The following is a 14,672-nucleotide window of genomic DNA, read 5'->3' as shown; positions in this document are numbered from 1 at the left end:
GATCTATATCATTGGGTTTTCTGGGTATTGCGGGCGTTTGTACGCCACTATCCGGGCATTTGGGGGTTTGTTGGCGCATGACTCCTCACGTGCCGCCCGATCTCCGCATCGCTCTGGTCCTGGCCGGGGGCAATGCGTTGGGCGCCTATCAGGCCGGGGTCTATGAGGCCCTGCATGAGGCGGGCATCTCGCCCGACTGGGTCGTCGGCACCTCGGCCGGGGCGATGAACGGCGCGATCATCGCGGGCAATGCACCGGCGGATATCCTGTCGCGGCTGTCCGACCTGTGGCGGCCGGACCGCACCGGCGCCATCGGCGCTTTCGCGTGGGACGGGATGATCGACAGCTGGCGGCGCAGCGGTGAGGTGATCGCAACGCTGTTCGGCGGGCGACGGGGCCTGTTCGCGCCGCTCGGCACCGCCCTGGCCGAGCGTGATACGCCCGCGCTCTATGACACCACACCGCTGGCCCACACGCTGGCGCGTCTCGTCGATTTCGAGCGGCTGAATGACGGCAGGGTCCGCTACATGGTGCAGGCGGTCGCACTGGATACCGGCGCCGAGGTCGTCTTCGACAACGGGCGCGACAGGATCACACCCGATCATGTCCGCGCCAGCTGCGCCATGCCGCCTGCCTTTCCCCCGGTCGCGATCGGCGGGGAACTCTATGTCGATGGCGGACTAGCCGCCAATCTGCCGCTCGACCCCATGCTGGCCCAGCCCGGTGACAGGCCGTTGTTGTGCATCGCGGTCGACCTGTTGCCATTGGCTGGCCCGCGCGCACCGACCATCGGCGGCATGATCAGCCGGACGCAGGATCTGGTCTTCGCCGCACAGTCGCGCCGGACGCTCACCCGCTGGCAGGACCATTATGCCACCGCTCCCGAGATGGCGCAGGCATCGGTCACGCTGGTGCAGCTTCGCTATGCCGAGCAGCAGGACGAAGTCGCGGGCAAGGCTTTGGACTTCTCGCCCCGTTCGGTGCGGGGGCGCTGGGATGCGGGCTTGCGCGACGCTCGTGCGTTGGTCGCGGCGCTGGCGGAGGGGGCGATTCCGCTTGGGGGCAGGGGGCTGACATCGACCACCATCGCGGCGCGGCAAGAGCCGCTCGCCGCCCATTCTGGAGACACGCCGTGAAAGCCGCCCGCAAGACCGCCGATGGCCGTTTCGAGATCGCCGAGGTCGAGGAACCCCAGTTGCCTGCCGACGACTGGGTCAAGGCGCGGGTGCGGATGGCGGGCATCTGCGGCACCGACCTGCGCCACTGGGAAAAGGCGGAGGAGGAACTGCACTGCTGCATCATGGGCCATGAACTGGCGGGCGAGGTGGTCGAGGTCGGCCCGGCGGTCAGCCGCGTCGCGATCGGCGACCGGGTGCTGGTCGAATCCGTGCTCGGCTGCGGTCATTGTGACTGGTGCCGGGTGCAGCAATATAATCGCTGCCCCGATCTCTATCCCACCCGCCGCGCCAGCGTCTCGCGCGCCTATGCCGAATATGTCGTCGGACCGCAGCACAAGTTCCACCGCCTGCCCGACAATGTGGGGTATGACGATGCCGCGCTGCTCGACACCTATGCCGTGGCGTTGCACGCCCAGCATCTGTCGGGCCTGACCATCGGATCGCGCGTGGCGATCATCGGGGCGGGGCCGATCGGGCTGGGCCAGCTGATGCTCGCCAAGGCCAGCGGTGCGACCGTGACGGTCATCGACAAGATGCCGCACGCGCTCGCCCTGGCCGAGCGGCTGGGTACCGACCATACCCTTCACCCGGACGACGAGGACCCCGAGGCAGCGATCTTCGGCCAGACCGACGATCGCGGCGCCGACATCGTGTTCGAATGCGCGGGCGGCGAGTCCATGCCCGACACGCTGCCGCTCGCCACGCGGCTGGTGCGGCGCGGCGGCAAGGTCGTCATCGTCGGCGGCTTCGACGCGGGGGCCATCGCCATCCCGCTGGAGTGGCAGCGTATCCAGATGTCCGAGATCGCCCTGATCCCCAGCGCCAGCTTCGCCTTTCACGACATCCATGCCGAACAGGTCGAGGTGCTCGACCTGGTGACGCGCGGGGTGCTCAAGACGCAGGAACTGATCACCCATCGCTTCCCGCTCGACCAGATCAACGAGGCGTTCGAGGCGGCGCAGGATCGGGCACGGACGGGAGCGATCTTCGTCGGATTGACCATATGACAGCCATGGACCCTTAGACGGATGTTCGATTATCTTTTTTACGTAACAGGTTAGCGGGCTGCCCGGCGACGTGTCGGGCGTGATCTTCTGGTCTTTTGCAAGACCTGATCAGCGAGGCGGAGAGATGGTGGCACAAGATCGAGAGGATGTGCCGCCATGGCCCCATGGCGAAACGGGAATGGCGGTCCGCATCCGCGATCGGGCCTGGACCGAGACGCCATTGGGGGCGATCGGACATTGGCCGCAGAGCCTGAAGACGGTGGTCGATCTCATGCTCGCGTCGTCCAGCATGATGAGCCTTGTCTGGGGTGAGGAGGCCATCCACCTCTATAATGATCGCTTCACCGAACTTCTGCGTGAACACCATGTCGACGCGCTGGGACAATCCGCCTTTCAGACCTTTGCCCGGTCGCGCGATGTTTTTGCGGCGGACATTGCGGCCGGAATGGCGGGCAAGTCGGCACGCCTTCAGGCGCAGCGCTATCCCGTACAGCGCAACGGCCGGCTGGAGGATGCGTGGTTCGACGTCGATTATGCCCCGGTCCGCGATGAGGCGGGAAGGGTCGCCGGTGTCCTGTGGACCTTGCGGGAAACGACCGCGCAGGTCCTGGCCGAGCGCACCTTGCGCGAAAGCGAGGCGCGACATCGACTGCTGATCGGAAGCTGGGCGCAGGCGGTCTGGGAAACCGATCCGGACGGTGTCGTCGTCACCGACAGCCCAAGCTGGCGGGCCTATACCGGCCAGACGGAGACGGAATGGCTGGGTTATGGCTGGCTCGATGCCATTCATCCCGACGATCGCGCCTATGCCGAACGCCAGTGGCGCGAGGCGATGACGATACGGGGGCTGGTCGATGCGGAGTTTCGGCTCCGTGCCCCGGATGGCGGCTGGCGCTGGACCAATGTTCGTGCCGGTCCCGTCCTCGATGCCGAGGGGCACATCGAGAAATGGGCGGGGATCAATATCGACATCGACGCGCGCAAACGCGCCGAAACGGCCCTGCGCGACAGCGAAGCCAAATATCGCGCCCTCTTCGAATCGATGGATGAGGCCTATGCCGTGGTCGAGGTCCTTCGCGATGACCATGGCCGCTGGGCCGACTTTCGCTTTGTCGAGGTCAATCCCGCCTTCCTTCAACATACGGGCATGCCGTGGCCGGTCGGCCAGACCGCGACGGAATTGCTGGGCACGCCGAACCCGCATTGGACGAAGCTGTATGGCCAGGTCCTCGATACCGGCCGCTCGATCCGCGTCGAGGAAAGCGAACCGACGCTGGACCGGCTGTTCGATCTCAATATCTTTCCGCTCGACACTGGGCTTCATCATGTCGCTGTCCTGTTCACCAACATCACCGAGCGCCGCCGTATCGAAGAACGCGTGAGAGCCAGCGAGGCATGGTTGCACCTGCTGGTCGAGGGGATACCGCAGCTGGTCTGGCGCTCGGCCGAACGGGGTCAGTGGAGCTGGGCCAGCAGCCAGTGGCAAGCCTTTACAGGGCAGAGCCTGACGGCCAGCATCGGTCGCGGCTGGCTCGATGCGGTTTGTTCGGACGATCATGATGCCGTCCTGCGCGCATGGGACGGGGCATCCTTGTCGGGCCGTATCGATGTTGAGTTCCGGGTCCGGCGCGCGAGCGACGGCGCCTATGTCTGGCACCATATGCGTGCCATGCCGGTCCGCGACGATGCCCGGCGCATCGTCGAATGGCTGGGCACGACGACCGATGTTCAGCAATTGAAGGAATTGCAGGAACGCCAGTCGATCCTTGTCGACGAACTCCAGCATCGGACCCGAAACCTGATCGGCGTCGTGCGGTCGATGGCCGACAAGACGGCGCGGTCCAGTGCCGATCTATCGGACTTTCGCTTGCGCTTTCGGGACCGTCTGGAATCGCTGGCGCGGGTACAGGGGCTGCTGTCCCGGCTTCATGACGTCGATCGTGTCATGTTCGACGATCTGATCCGAACCGAGCTGTCGGCGATCAACGGCGGCCTGGACCATGTCACGCTGACGGGACCGACCGGCGTGCGCTTGCGCTCGTCAACCGTTCAGACGCTGGCGATGGCGCTCCACGAACTGGCGACGAATGCGGTGAAATATGGCGCTCTGGGACAAGCGACCGGGCACCTTGCCGTGACATGGTCGCTCGAGCCCATGGGCGATGATGGGCAGCCCTGGCTCCATATAAATTGGCGGGAAAGCGGCGTCGCCATGCCGCCCGCCGGATCGGCCCCGAAGGGTACCGGCCAGGGCCGCGAATTGATCGAGCGGGCGCTTCCCTATCAGCTTCGGGCGCGCACATCCTACCAACATGGCCCGGACGGCGTGCTTTGCGCGATCTCGCTGCCAGTTTCCGCGAGCAAGGAGGTGGGGGCGCATGGCTGAACGAACACTAAGCGGCTGTCATATTCTGGTGGCGGAGGACGAATTTCTGATCGCCGACGATCTGCGGATCGAACTGGGTGAGGCTGACGCGGTGGTGCTGGGCCCGGTTGGCACGCTCCGGGAGGCTTTGGAGATGGCCCGATCCGAACGGCGGATCGACGGGGCCATTCTCGACGTCAATCTTGGCGGGGATCTGGCCTATCCGGTCGCCGACATCCTGATCGAACGCGGGATACCGCTGATCTTCACGACGGGATATGATGGAGGGGGCCTTGCCGACCCGCTTCGCAACCGTGGCCCGCTGCGAAAAGCCGACAACCATCACCCGGATCGCGCAAGCGATCGGGCGGGTGATCCATCGGGAATGACCTCACTACGGGAGAGTAGCTCGGTTTTCGCTTCGATCCGTGAAATCCGAAACTGGCCTGTCACCCATATTGTGGGGTACATCGCAGCCACGATATCACGAGGTGCAAGTCGCATGATGTACAAAGCCCTGACCATCGCGGCGCTGTTGTCGCCCCTGACCATCGGCGTCGCCCAGGCCGAGCCCGATCCGGGCAAGAAGGCCTGCGTCGCCGAGGCGCGGCGGCTGTGCCCGATGGAGATGAAGTCGATGAGCCGCAAGAAGGTCGAGGCCTGCATGATCCAGAAGATCGATCAGACCTCGCCCACCTGTCACGCCGCGATGCTGCGGATCAAGGCCGAGCGGGAGGCGGCTGCGACCCGGCGCTGAGGCCCAGCGCGCGGTTCTCCGCGCCGATCCGGACATACAGCATCGCCGCGTTCAGGACGGTGAACAGCGCGGCAATGCCGACCAGTCCGAAGGTGAGGGGCAGCACCGCGATCTCGGCCGTGACGACGGCGTAATTGGGGTGGCGCAGGAAACGGAACGGCCCCCGGGCGACCAGCGACGCGCCCGGCAGGACGATGATCCGCGTCGTCCAGCGCGGACCCAGGGTCGCCAGCACCCAGATCCGCATCCCCTGCAAGACGGCGAAGACCAGGAGCAACGGCCAGGAGACCGTCCGGCCGCCCACGCTGAACCACAGGGCGACCAGCCACGCGGTATGCATCGCGACCATCACCGGATAATGGCTCGCCCCATATTCGCGCGCACCCGCCGCCATCAGCCGGGCGGTGTTGCGCCGCGCGATGACCAGCTCGCTCAATCGCTGTAGCGTGACGAACGCCATGATGGCATAGGGTAGGGTCATCGATTGCACTCCAGCACCAGCGAAGAGGCGGTGAAGCCCGGCCCCAAGGCGCTCAGCAGAGAGCGGAGCGGCAGGCCTTCCCGGCGATAGCGGTCCAGCACGAATAGCACGGTCGGCGCGGACATGTTGCCATGGTCGCGAAGAACCGCACGTTCCTGCGCCAGTGCGCCATGCTCCAGGCCAAGGGCGATCTCCAGCGCGTCTAGCACGCGCGCCCCGCCGGGATGGCAGATGAAACGGTCGATATCCGACAAGGCGAACCCCTGCGCATTCAGCATGCCGGTCACGGCCTGACGCATCTCGCGCTCGACAAAGGTCGGGATCGCGCGGTTCAGGACGACGGCCAGCCCCGTCTGCTCGGTGCGCCACCCCATGATGTCGAGCGTGTCGTTCCAGGTGTGTTCCGCGCTACCGACGATCTGGGCAAAGCCTTCGTCGCCGGTTCGCAGCAGGCACGCCGCCGCGCCGTCACCGAACAGCGCGGTGGAGATCAGGTCGGCCTTGTCCGCGCCGTTGGTCCTCAGCGCCAAGCTGCACAGTTCGACCGTGACGAACAGCACCGTCGAACCCGGTCGCGCGCGGGCCAGATCGGCGGCAAGCGCCAGCCCGGTGGCGCCGCCCGCACAGCCCAGGCCGAAGACCGGCACCCGCCGCACATCGTTCCGGAACGACAGATGCGCCATGGCCCGCGCCTCCAGGCTGGGCGTGGCGATCCCGGTCGAGGAGACGGTGACGATGGCATCGACGTCGCCGGCTTCCAATCCGGCCTCCTCCAGCGCACCACGGGCAGCGGCGACGAACAAGTCGAGCGCGACGTCGAGATAGGCGGCGCTCCGCTCCTCGAACGAGCGGGGCGTATGATACCAGTCGAGCGGCATGGCCAGTTGGCGCTCGGCGATGCCCGCATGGTCGAAGACGGGGGCCAGCCGGTCGAAATCGGCGAAGCGGTCGCCGATCAACGCCCGCGCCGTGGCGAGGGCCTGATCCTGGGACAGTCGATGATGGGGCGTGCGCGTCGCAAGCGACAGAAGGGCAACCGGTTGAGACATGCACCGTCCGAGTAGCCGGTCAACCGGCGGAAATGGATACCGGAGCGCAACGATCCGCGTCGCGGCTTGTTCAACCTGTCGAAAAATACAGGACGGGGTCGACGGATGGCAGGCGTAGCGACGATATGACACCCGCGACCGCATCACCCGCCTCCGAGCCGCAGACGGCCGGGTTCGCCGCCTGGGCCGGCTTCACCTGCATGTGCCTGGGCATGTTCATGGCGATCCTGGACGTGCAGATCGTCGCGACCTCGCTGCCGACGATCCAGGCCGCGCTGCGCATCGCGCCCGATCGGATGGTCTGGATCCAGACCGCCTATCTGACCGCCGAAATCGTCGCGATCCCGCTTACGGGGTATCTGACCGACGTGCTGGGGATGCGGCGGCTGTTCGTCGGCGCGGTCAGCCTGTTCACCCTGGCCTCGATCGGGTGCGCGCTGAGCGGCAGTTTCGAAAGCCTAATCCTGTGGCGGGTCGTGCAGGGCTTTTCGGGCGGTACGCTGATCCCCATCGTGTTTTCCGCCGTCTTCCTGCTGTTCCCGGTACGGGTACAGGGGCTGGCGACCACCATCGCCGGGGTGGCCGCCGTTCTGGCGCCGACCATCGGGCCGATCGTCGGCGGATGGGTGACGCAATCCTTTTCGTGGCACTGGCTGTTCCGCATCAACATCGTGCCGGGTATCGTCGCGGCACTGGGCGTGGCGTGGCTGTTGCGCGGCGAGGCGGCGGTCGAGCGATCGGGCACGCGCCGTAGCATCGACATTGCAGCGCTGGTCCTGCTCGCCGCCGCGCTTGTCGCGTTGCAGATCGGGTTGAAGGACGCGCCGACGCGCGGCTGGGGCGATGCGCGCGTGTTGGGCTTGCTGGCGGTCTTCGTGGCGTGCGGGGGCGGGTTCGTCGTACGGACATGGCGTGCGGCGGTGCCGCTGGTCGAACTGCGCTGCTTTGCCGACCGCAATTTCGCGATCGGATGCCTGTTCAGCTTCGTCCTGGGGTTCGGCCTGTTCGGTTCGACCTATCTGATGCCCTTCTTCCTGGGGCTGGTGCGCGAGCATGGCGCGCTGCGCATCGGCGAGATTATGCTGGTCACCGGCATCGCCCAACTGGTGAGCGCGCCCATCGCCGTCTGGGCCGAACGGCGGGTCGATCCGCGCTGGCTGACCGCCTTCGGCTTCGGGTTGTTCGCGATCGGCCTGCTGATGAGCATGAGCCAGACCGCGCAGACCGATTTTCAGGCGATGATCCTGCCCCAGGTGGTGCGCGGCGCGGCGATCATGTTCTGCCTGTTGCCGCCGACCCGCATGGCGCTGGGCCGGTTGCCGCGCACGCTGGTCGCCGATGGCAGCGGGCTGTTCAACCTGATGCGCAATCTGGGCGGTGCGGTCGGGCTGGCACTGGTCGACACGATGATCTTCAGCCGCGCCGCGACCGAGGGGCGCCATATCGCCAGCCGCCTTCAGGCGGGTGACCTCGACACGGCGCTGCGCATCGGCATCCCCAAGGACGCCTTTCTGGAACAGCGCGGCCAGCCGCTCGACGATTTCGCCGTCGAGATGGTGCGGCCGCTGGTGGAAAAGGCTGCGCTCGTCCCCGCCGTCAACGCCGCCTGGGCGATGTGCGGGGTGTTGACCGCCATCGTCCTGCTCGCGGTGCTGTGGGTGCGGCGTACCCCCGTCGAATGACGCGGAGTATTCGACCCCTAACCGCCCGACGCCCGTCCCATCATCGATCGGGGTCGACACCGGCGTCGCTGGACGCGTTGCCGATCAGTATCTCCATGGCGTGACGGGCGGCCCGCCCGTCGCCTTCGATCAGGGCGGCGTACACCGCATGGTGATCCGGCATCGGGTCGCGATACTGGCGACGCTCGTCCCTGGCGAAGCGGGTCGTCCACTCGACCGCCGCCGCGATCGAAGAGGACAGGGTCATCAACGGCTCGTTCCGCGTGGCCTCCAGGATCGTCAGGTGAAAGGCCTGATCCGCCGCCCGCCCGGCAGGGTCGAGCAGGCCATAGCGCTCCATCTCTCCCAGGGCATGGCCCATGCGTGCCAGCTGCCGCTCGTCACGCCGCCGGGCCGCGAACATGGCGGCGGACGGTTCGACGATGCTGCGCAGTTCGAAGATGCTGGCGATGAATTCGGGCGTCGGTCCCCCCTCGAACATCCAGCCCAGGACGTCGAGGTCGAGCATGTTCCACTTGGCCCGTTCGGTCACCCGCGTGACGCTCTTCACGCGGTTGACGATAAGACCCTTGGCCGCCAGGATTCGCAGCGCCTCGCGATACGCCCCGCGTGAAACGCCGTTCTCGCTGCTGTAGCGCTCTTCGCTGACGAGCGCAGTGCCGGGGGCCAACCTGCCGCTCACGATCGCCACCCCCAATTCATGGGCGATCCCCCCGCGTATGTCGGTCGGGCGGCTTTTGCGAACGAAGTCGGGGGCGTCATCGGCAGTCATATCAACACCATGGTGACGACAGCCGGTATGCGTCAAGCGCAACCGCTGTCGGGTCCAATGTCTTACAAGATTGCAAAGGGACAAGATACGACAAAGTCCCAATTCTTTGTCGTTGTGAAATCTGGTACTACAAGTTATGGTTGTGGCGTGAGGCGGTGGCATACCGCTCGGGGAAAGGGGCTATGGCAAGGCAGGGGATAGGTGTCGCGCTGCTCAAGGCGATCGTGCGAAACGGAACCGCGCCGCTCCGGTTTGCGGTTCGCACGGCGTCGGAAGGCGCAGTGGAGCCGTTCGCCGCCGCTGAGCCCTATTCCCGTCCGTCATTGCGCTTTCGCAGCGGACCTTCGTGTCCCCGTTCGATCCCCAACGCCTTTATGGAGATAAGGTCATGAGATATTTCAGCGGCTTGTCGGTCGCCATGGGCGCGTTGCTGATGTCCGCGCCGTCGCACGGGCAGTCTGCCCCGGCGGCGGTGGCGGCGCCGCGACCCGTGGCGGTCTCGGTGGATGCGTCAAAGACGGTCGGGGCGTTGCCGCCGTCGTGGCGGTTCTTCGGAGCGGACGAACCGAACTATGCGACGATGAAGGACGGCGAGAAACTGCTGGTGCAACTGGGCGACCTGCGGCGCGGCGAGGTGTATTTCCGGGCGCACAACCTGCTGAACACCGGCGACGGCACACCGGCGTTCAAATGGGGCAGCACCAACATCTATCGGGAGACCAAGGACGGCAAGCCGATCTACGACTGGACCAATGTCGACCGCATCATCGACACCTATATCGCGCGGGGCGTCAAGCCGTACCTCCAGATCGGCTTCATGCCGGAGGCGATGTCGACGGCCCCGGCGGGGACGCCGTACCGGCACAACTGGCGTCCGGGCTTCGACTATAAATACATCATCACCGGCTGGGCCTATCCGCCCAAGGATTATGACAAGTGGCGCGAGCTGGTCTATCAATGGACCCGCCACAATGTCGAACGCTATGGCCGTGCCGAGGTCGAACGCTGGTATTTCGAGGTCTGGAACGAACCGAACGGAGCCTATTGGCAGGGCACGCCGGAGGAGTTCTACAAGCTGCACGACTATGCCATCGATGGCGTTCGCCGCGCGCTGCCCACGGCGCGGGTCGGCGGCATGGATTCGGCGGGTCCCGGTGGCAGCTTCATGGACGGCTTCCTGCGCCATGTGACCAGCGGCAAGAATTACGCCACCGGCCAGGTCGGAACGCCGACGGACTTCCTGGCCTTCCATGCCAAGGGGGACCCCAAGTTCGTGGACGGCCATGTCCGCATGGGTCTCGACGTTCACCTTCGCGGCGTGAACGGCGGCTTCGACAAGACGCTGTCCATGCCAGCGCTGGCGTCCAAGCCGGTCGTGATCGGCGAAAGCGATCCCGAGGGCTGCGCGGCGTGTCCCGGCCTCAAGAACGGCTATCGCAACGGCACCATGTATTCCAGCTATACGGCGGCCAGCTTCCCGCGCATCTGGGCCCTGGCGAAGCGGCGCAACGTCAATCTGGAAGGCGTGCTGACCTGGGCGTTCGAGTTCGAGGACCAGCCCTGGTTCGCGGGGTATCGCCAGCTGTCGTCCAACGGCATCGACCTGCCCGTGCTCAACATATTCCGCATGTTCGCGAAGCTGGGAACCGACCAATTGGCCGCGACGAGCGATGCGGAGCTGCCGCTGGACGAGATCATGGCCAAAGGCGTGCGGGGGCAGGCGGATGTCGGCACGCTCGCCACGCGGACCAAGGACGGCCAGGTCGCCGTCCTCCTGTGGCACTATCACGATGACGACGTGCCCGGCCCGAGCGCGGCGATCCGCCTGACGATCCGGGGCGTCCGTGGCCGGGCCCCGACGGCGACGCTGTTCCGCGTCGATGAGGACAACGCCAATGCCTTTTCCGCCTGGAAGAAGATGGGGTCGCCGCTGAATCCCAACGTCACGCAATATGCCGCGCTGGAAAAGGCATCGGCGATGCAGCCGCAGCCCATCACCCTGACGGCCGAGGCGCGCGACACGGTTACCACGTCGATCACGGTGCCCAGACAGGGCGTCGCGCTGGTCGTGTTGAATGCGCGTTGATACCCCGATTGCCACACGGTCATGGGGGATCGCGCTGCTGGTGGCGACGGCGATCGCCATCAGCTATCTCGATCGACAGACACTGCCCTGGGTGATCGGGCATATCCAGAAGGATATCCCGATCGGCAACCAGACCAAGGCGCTGCTCGATTCCGCGTTCCTGGCGACCTATGGCTTGATGTATCTGGGGGGTGGCTGGCTGCTCGACCGGGTGGGAACGCGGGTCGGCTTCGTGGCGATCATGGCGTTCTGGTCGCTGGCCTGCGCCAGTCATGGGCTGGCGGGCGGGGTGGTGGCGCTGGTCGCCAGTCGGCTGCTCCTGGGCATCGGCGAGGGCGGGGGCTTTCCCGCCGCCACACGGGCCATTGCCGAGCGTTTCACGCCCCGCGCCCGTGCGACCGCGATGGGTATCGTGAATGCCGGGACATCGGTCGGCGCGGTCATCGCCCCGCCACTGATCGCGTTGCTGCTCGCAAAGGCGAACTGGTTCGGCCTGGCGAGCTGGCGCTGGGTGTTCTTCGTGACCGGCGCGCTGGGGCTGGTCTGGGCGGTGTCGTGGGCCGTATCCTATCGCGATCCGCTCCCGGAGGCGGCTGTGCCGGACCATCCCGCGAAGGCGCCGACGGTTCGTGCGCTTCTTGCCCGGCGTGAGGTCGCCGGTATCGTCGGCGCCAAGTTCCTGAGCGACGGCGCCTGGTATTTCTACCTGTTCTGGCTGCCCAAATATCTGTTCGAGGTGCATCATTTCGACCTCAAACAGGCCGCGACGCTGGGCTGGATTCCCTATGCGGCGGCGGGCGGCGGCAGTATCGGCGCGGGCTGGCTGTCGAGCCGACTGCTCGCACGCGGCATGTCCGTCAACGCCGCCCGCAAGATCGCGCTGGCCGCCTGCGCCGCGTGCATGCCCTGGGTGATGCTGGTCCCGCAGGCGCAAACGGTGGGGATAGTGCTGGCCATCTTCAGCCTGGCCTTTTTCGGCCAGCAGGGCTGGTCGACCCTGGTCATGACGCTGCCGACCGACATGATCTCGCGCGCGGCGCTGGGGCGTCTCGCGGGGCTGGTCGGCATGGGCGGCGCGTTCGGCGGCATCGTCATGGGCCAGGCAGCGGGGTGGGCGCTCGACCATGGCCATGGCTATGCCCCCGTGCTGGCGGTCGCCGCCTCGCTCCACGTCCTGGCCTTCGCGCTGATCTGTCTGGCGGTTCCGCGCATCCAACAACTCGACCGTGAAGGAAACACCGCGTGAAGATCACCGAAGTCCGCACCCGCGTCGTGCAGTGGAAGGGCCGCACACAGGCCCTGCCGCCCCATTTCTGCACCAATCCGATGGACGCCGTTTCGCCCATGCTCTCGCCCGAGACGATGGGCAGCTTCACCTTCCACGGCTGGCTGATCGTCGAGATATTCACCGATACCGGGCTGGTCGGCATCGGCAATGCCGCGCTGGCGCCGATGGTCGCCAAGCAGATCATCGACGGTGCGCTGGCACCGCTGCTGATCGGCTGCAATCCCTGGGACACCGAGTTCCTGTGGCAGCACATGTACCGCAAGACGATGGCGTTCGGGCGCAAGGGCGTGGTGATGGCCGCGATCTCCGCCATCGACATTGCGCTGTGGGACCTGATGGGCAAGGACGCCCGGCAGCCCTGTTTCCGCCTGATGGGCGGACGCACCCGGCCGCATATCCCCGTCTATGCCAGCCGCCTCTATTCCGTGCCGCTCGACGAGCTGGCCGAGGAAGCCCGACGCTACAAGGCACAAGGCTTCGGCGCGATGAAGCTGCGTTTCGGCTGGGGCCCGGACGACGGTGCGGCGGGTATGGCACGCAATGTCGAGCTGGTGCGTACGGTGCGCGAAGCCGTGGGCGATGAGATCGACGTGATGGCCGATGCCTATATGGGCTGGAGCCTAGACTATGCGAAGCGGATGATGCGGCTGATCGAACCGTTCAACCTCCGCTGGCTGGAAGAGGCGATCATCCCCGACGATATCCATGGCTATCACGAGTTGCGCCGTTTCGGATCGACGCCGATCGCGGCGGGCGAGCATGAATTCACCAGCTACGGCTTCCGCCAGCTGATTGAGGCTCGCGCGCTGGATTACATCCAGTTCGACACGAACCGGGTCGGCGGCCTGACCGCCGCCCGCAAGATCCAGGCGCTGGCCGAGGCGCATGGCATCCCGGTCGTACCGCATGCCGGGCAGATGCATAATTATCACGTCGTGATGGCCAGCCTGAACTCGCCGATCGCGGAATATTTTCCCAAGGTCGACGTGGAAGTGGGCAACGAACTGTTCTGGTATATTTTCAAGGGCGAGCCCGTCGCGCAGGATGGCTATATCAGGCTGTCCGATGATCTTCCCGGCCTGGGGCTGGAGATCGACGAGGCCGCACTCCTGCAATTCGAGGTGACGCAATGACGATCCGCAACGTGGCCCTGCTGGGCCTGGGCATCATGGGTGGCGGCATGGCGCGCCAGCTGCTGGAGGCGGGGTTCCACGTCACCGTGTGGAACCGCTCGAAGGACAAGGCCGCCTCGCTGGCGAGCGCCGGAGCGTACGTTGCCGAGACACCGGCCGATGCGGTGGCGCAGGCGGATGTCGCGATCGGGATGCTGTCGAGCGACGATGCCTCCCGCGCCGTTTGGCTGGACGGGGGCGCGCTGGCGGCGATGCGTCCCGGCAGCATCCTGATCGAGGCGAGCACGCTGACGATCGACTGGGTGCGCGAGCTGGCCGCGGCCGCCAAGGGGCGCGGTATCGGCTTTCTCGATGCGCCGGTCACGGGAAGCAAGGTGCAGGCCGCGTCGGGGCAGCTGCGCTTCCTCGTGGGGGGTGCCGCGTCCGATGTGGAGACGGCCCAACCCGTTCTGGCGGCGATGGGCAGCGAAACCATCCATCTGGGCGATACCGGCAGCGGCGCGCTGTTGAAGCTGGTCAACAATTTCCTGTGCGGCGTGCAGATCGCCAGCCTGGCGGAAGCCGTCGCGATGATCGAACGGAGCGGGCTGGATGTCGACCGTGCGGTCGGCCTGCTGGCGAGTGGAGCGCCGGGCAGTCCGTTGCTGGGTGCGGTCGCGGGGCGGATGCTTCAGCGTGCCTATGACCCGCAATTCCTGATCCCGCTGATGGCCAAGGACCTGTCCTATGCCCAGGCGGCGTTCGATGCGCAGGGTATCGATCTCGCCAGCGCCGCTGCCGCACGCGCCCGGTTCGAGGCGGCGGCGGCGGCCGGGCGGGCGAACGAGGACATCGCCGCCGTCGTCGAGCCGCTTCGCCCCCAGCATTGCTGACA

At 66.3% G+C, this 14,672-nt stretch carries 12 protein-coding genes; 9 read left to right on the top strand and 3 right to left on the bottom strand.

The features are described 5' to 3' along the window. Window positions 1–77: 77 nt before the first annotated feature. From ASF14_RS05305 to ASF14_RS22130, 4 genes are all read left to right on the top strand, one after another. Complete coding sequence (locus tag ASF14_RS05305) at window positions 78–1,136, top strand: patatin-like phospholipase family protein (RefSeq protein ID WP_082442091.1); 1,059 nt, start codon at window positions 78–80, stop codon at window positions 1,134–1,136. Next, complete coding sequence (locus ASF14_RS05300; protein WP_056432693.1) at window positions 1,133–2,185, top strand: zinc-dependent alcohol dehydrogenase; 1,053 nt, start codon at window positions 1,133–1,135, stop codon at window positions 2,183–2,185. Before ASF14_RS05305 ends, ASF14_RS05300 begins: the two co-directional genes overlap by 4 nt. A gap of 178 nt (window positions 2,186–2,363) precedes the next feature. Beyond that, window positions 2,364–4,571: a PAS domain-containing sensor histidine kinase gene (locus ASF14_RS05295; RefSeq protein ID WP_056432690.1), complete on the top strand. Its 2,208-nt coding sequence runs from the start codon at window positions 2,364–2,366 to the stop codon at window positions 4,569–4,571. Next, window positions 4,564–5,307, top strand: coding sequence for a hypothetical protein (locus ASF14_RS22130; protein WP_236696936.1), 744 nt, complete (start codon window positions 4,564–4,566; stop codon window positions 5,305–5,307). Before ASF14_RS05295 ends, ASF14_RS22130 begins: the two co-directional genes overlap by 8 nt. Here ASF14_RS22130 and ASF14_RS05280 read toward each other — a convergent pair. After that, the gene (locus ASF14_RS05280) at window positions 5,270–5,788 is read right to left on the bottom strand and encodes an isoprenylcysteine carboxyl methyltransferase family protein (RefSeq protein ID WP_056432681.1); all 519 of its coding nucleotides are present in this window, start codon (window positions 5,786–5,788) and stop codon (window positions 5,270–5,272) included. The genes ASF14_RS22130 and ASF14_RS05280 overlap by 38 nt on opposite strands. Further along, window positions 5,785–6,837, bottom strand: coding sequence for a type III polyketide synthase (locus ASF14_RS05275; protein WP_056432678.1), 1,053 nt, complete (start codon window positions 6,835–6,837; stop codon window positions 5,785–5,787). The genes ASF14_RS05280 and ASF14_RS05275 overlap by 4 nt, the downstream gene beginning before the upstream one ends. 125 nt (window positions 6,838–6,962) lie before the next feature. On the opposite strand from ASF14_RS05275, the gene ASF14_RS05270 reads away from it, so the two are divergent. Continuing rightward, window positions 6,963–8,519, top strand: a complete 1,557-nt coding sequence (locus ASF14_RS05270; protein ID WP_056432675.1) for a DHA2 family efflux MFS transporter permease subunit — start codon at window positions 6,963–6,965, stop codon at window positions 8,517–8,519. Between the two features lie 40 nt (window positions 8,520–8,559). Here ASF14_RS05270 and ASF14_RS05265 read toward each other — a convergent pair whose 3' ends face one another. Further along, window positions 8,560–9,291 carry a FadR/GntR family transcriptional regulator gene (locus ASF14_RS05265; protein ID WP_056432672.1) on the bottom strand — a complete coding sequence of 244 codons (732 nt, stop codon included), beginning with the start codon at window positions 9,289–9,291 and terminating at the stop codon, window positions 8,560–8,562. Between the two features lie 388 nt (window positions 9,292–9,679). Between ASF14_RS05265 and ASF14_RS05260 the strand changes: the two genes are divergently transcribed. The 4 genes from ASF14_RS05260 to ASF14_RS05245 are packed head-to-tail and all read left to right on the top strand — an operon-like array spanning window position 9,680 to window position 14,670. Further along, a complete protein-coding gene (locus ASF14_RS05260) occupies window positions 9,680–11,377 on the top strand; it encodes a GH39 family glycosyl hydrolase (protein ID WP_082442089.1) in 1,698 nt (565 codons plus the stop codon). Continuing rightward, window positions 11,367–12,623 (top strand): MFS transporter, encoded by a 1,257-nt coding sequence (locus ASF14_RS05255; RefSeq protein ID WP_056432669.1) that lies wholly within the window; start codon window positions 11,367–11,369, stop codon window positions 12,621–12,623. Before ASF14_RS05260 ends, ASF14_RS05255 begins: the two co-directional genes overlap by 11 nt. After that, entirely contained in the window at window positions 12,620–13,798 is a 1,179-nt protein-coding gene (locus ASF14_RS05250; RefSeq protein WP_056432666.1) for an L-rhamnonate dehydratase, read from the top strand. Before ASF14_RS05255 ends, ASF14_RS05250 begins: the two co-directional genes overlap by 4 nt. After that, entirely contained in the window at window positions 13,795–14,670 is an 876-nt protein-coding gene (locus ASF14_RS05245; RefSeq protein ID WP_082442088.1) for an NAD(P)-dependent oxidoreductase, read from the top strand. Before ASF14_RS05250 ends, ASF14_RS05245 begins: the two co-directional genes overlap by 4 nt. The last annotated feature ends 2 nt before the right edge of the window (window positions 14,671–14,672 follow it).

This window comes from Sphingomonas sp. Leaf257 (genome assembly GCF_001422185.1).
GTDB lineage: Bacteria > Pseudomonadota > Alphaproteobacteria > Sphingomonadales > Sphingomonadaceae > Sphingomonas > Sphingomonas yabuuchiae.
The sequence above is the reverse complement of the archived record's forward strand: the minus strand, read 5'-3'. Positions and strand labels throughout refer to the sequence as shown.

Bases quoted from the DNA above. Each gene is read 5' to 3' on its own strand.
- ASF14_RS05305 (WP_082442091.1), top strand. From the start codon at position 78: ATGACTCCTCACGTGCCGCCCGATCTCCGCATCGCTCTGGTCCTGGCC.
- ASF14_RS05295 (WP_056432690.1), top strand. From the start codon at position 2,364: ATGGCGGTCCGCATCCGCGATCGGGCCTGGACCGAGACGCCATTGGGG.
- ASF14_RS22130 (WP_236696936.1), top strand. From the start codon at position 4,564: ATGGCTGAACGAACACTAAGCGGCTGTCATATTCTGGTGGCGGAGGAC.
- ASF14_RS05280 (WP_056432681.1), bottom strand. From the start codon at position 5,788: ATGACCCTACCCTATGCCATCATGGCGTTCGTCACGCTACAGCGATTG.
- ASF14_RS05275 (WP_056432678.1), bottom strand. From the start codon at position 6,837: ATGTCTCAACCGGTTGCCCTTCTGTCGCTTGCGACGCGCACGCCCCAT.
- ASF14_RS05270 (WP_056432675.1), top strand. From the start codon at position 6,963: ATGACACCCGCGACCGCATCACCCGCCTCCGAGCCGCAGACGGCCGGG.
- ASF14_RS05265 (WP_056432672.1), bottom strand. From the start codon at position 9,291: ATGACTGCCGATGACGCCCCCGACTTCGTTCGCAAAAGCCGCCCGACC.
- ASF14_RS05260 (WP_082442089.1), top strand. From the start codon at position 9,680: ATGAGATATTTCAGCGGCTTGTCGGTCGCCATGGGCGCGTTGCTGATG.
- ASF14_RS05255 (WP_056432669.1), top strand. From the start codon at position 11,367: ATGCGCGTTGATACCCCGATTGCCACACGGTCATGGGGGATCGCGCTG.
- ASF14_RS05245 (WP_082442088.1), top strand. From the start codon at position 13,795: ATGACGATCCGCAACGTGGCCCTGCTGGGCCTGGGCATCATGGGTGGC.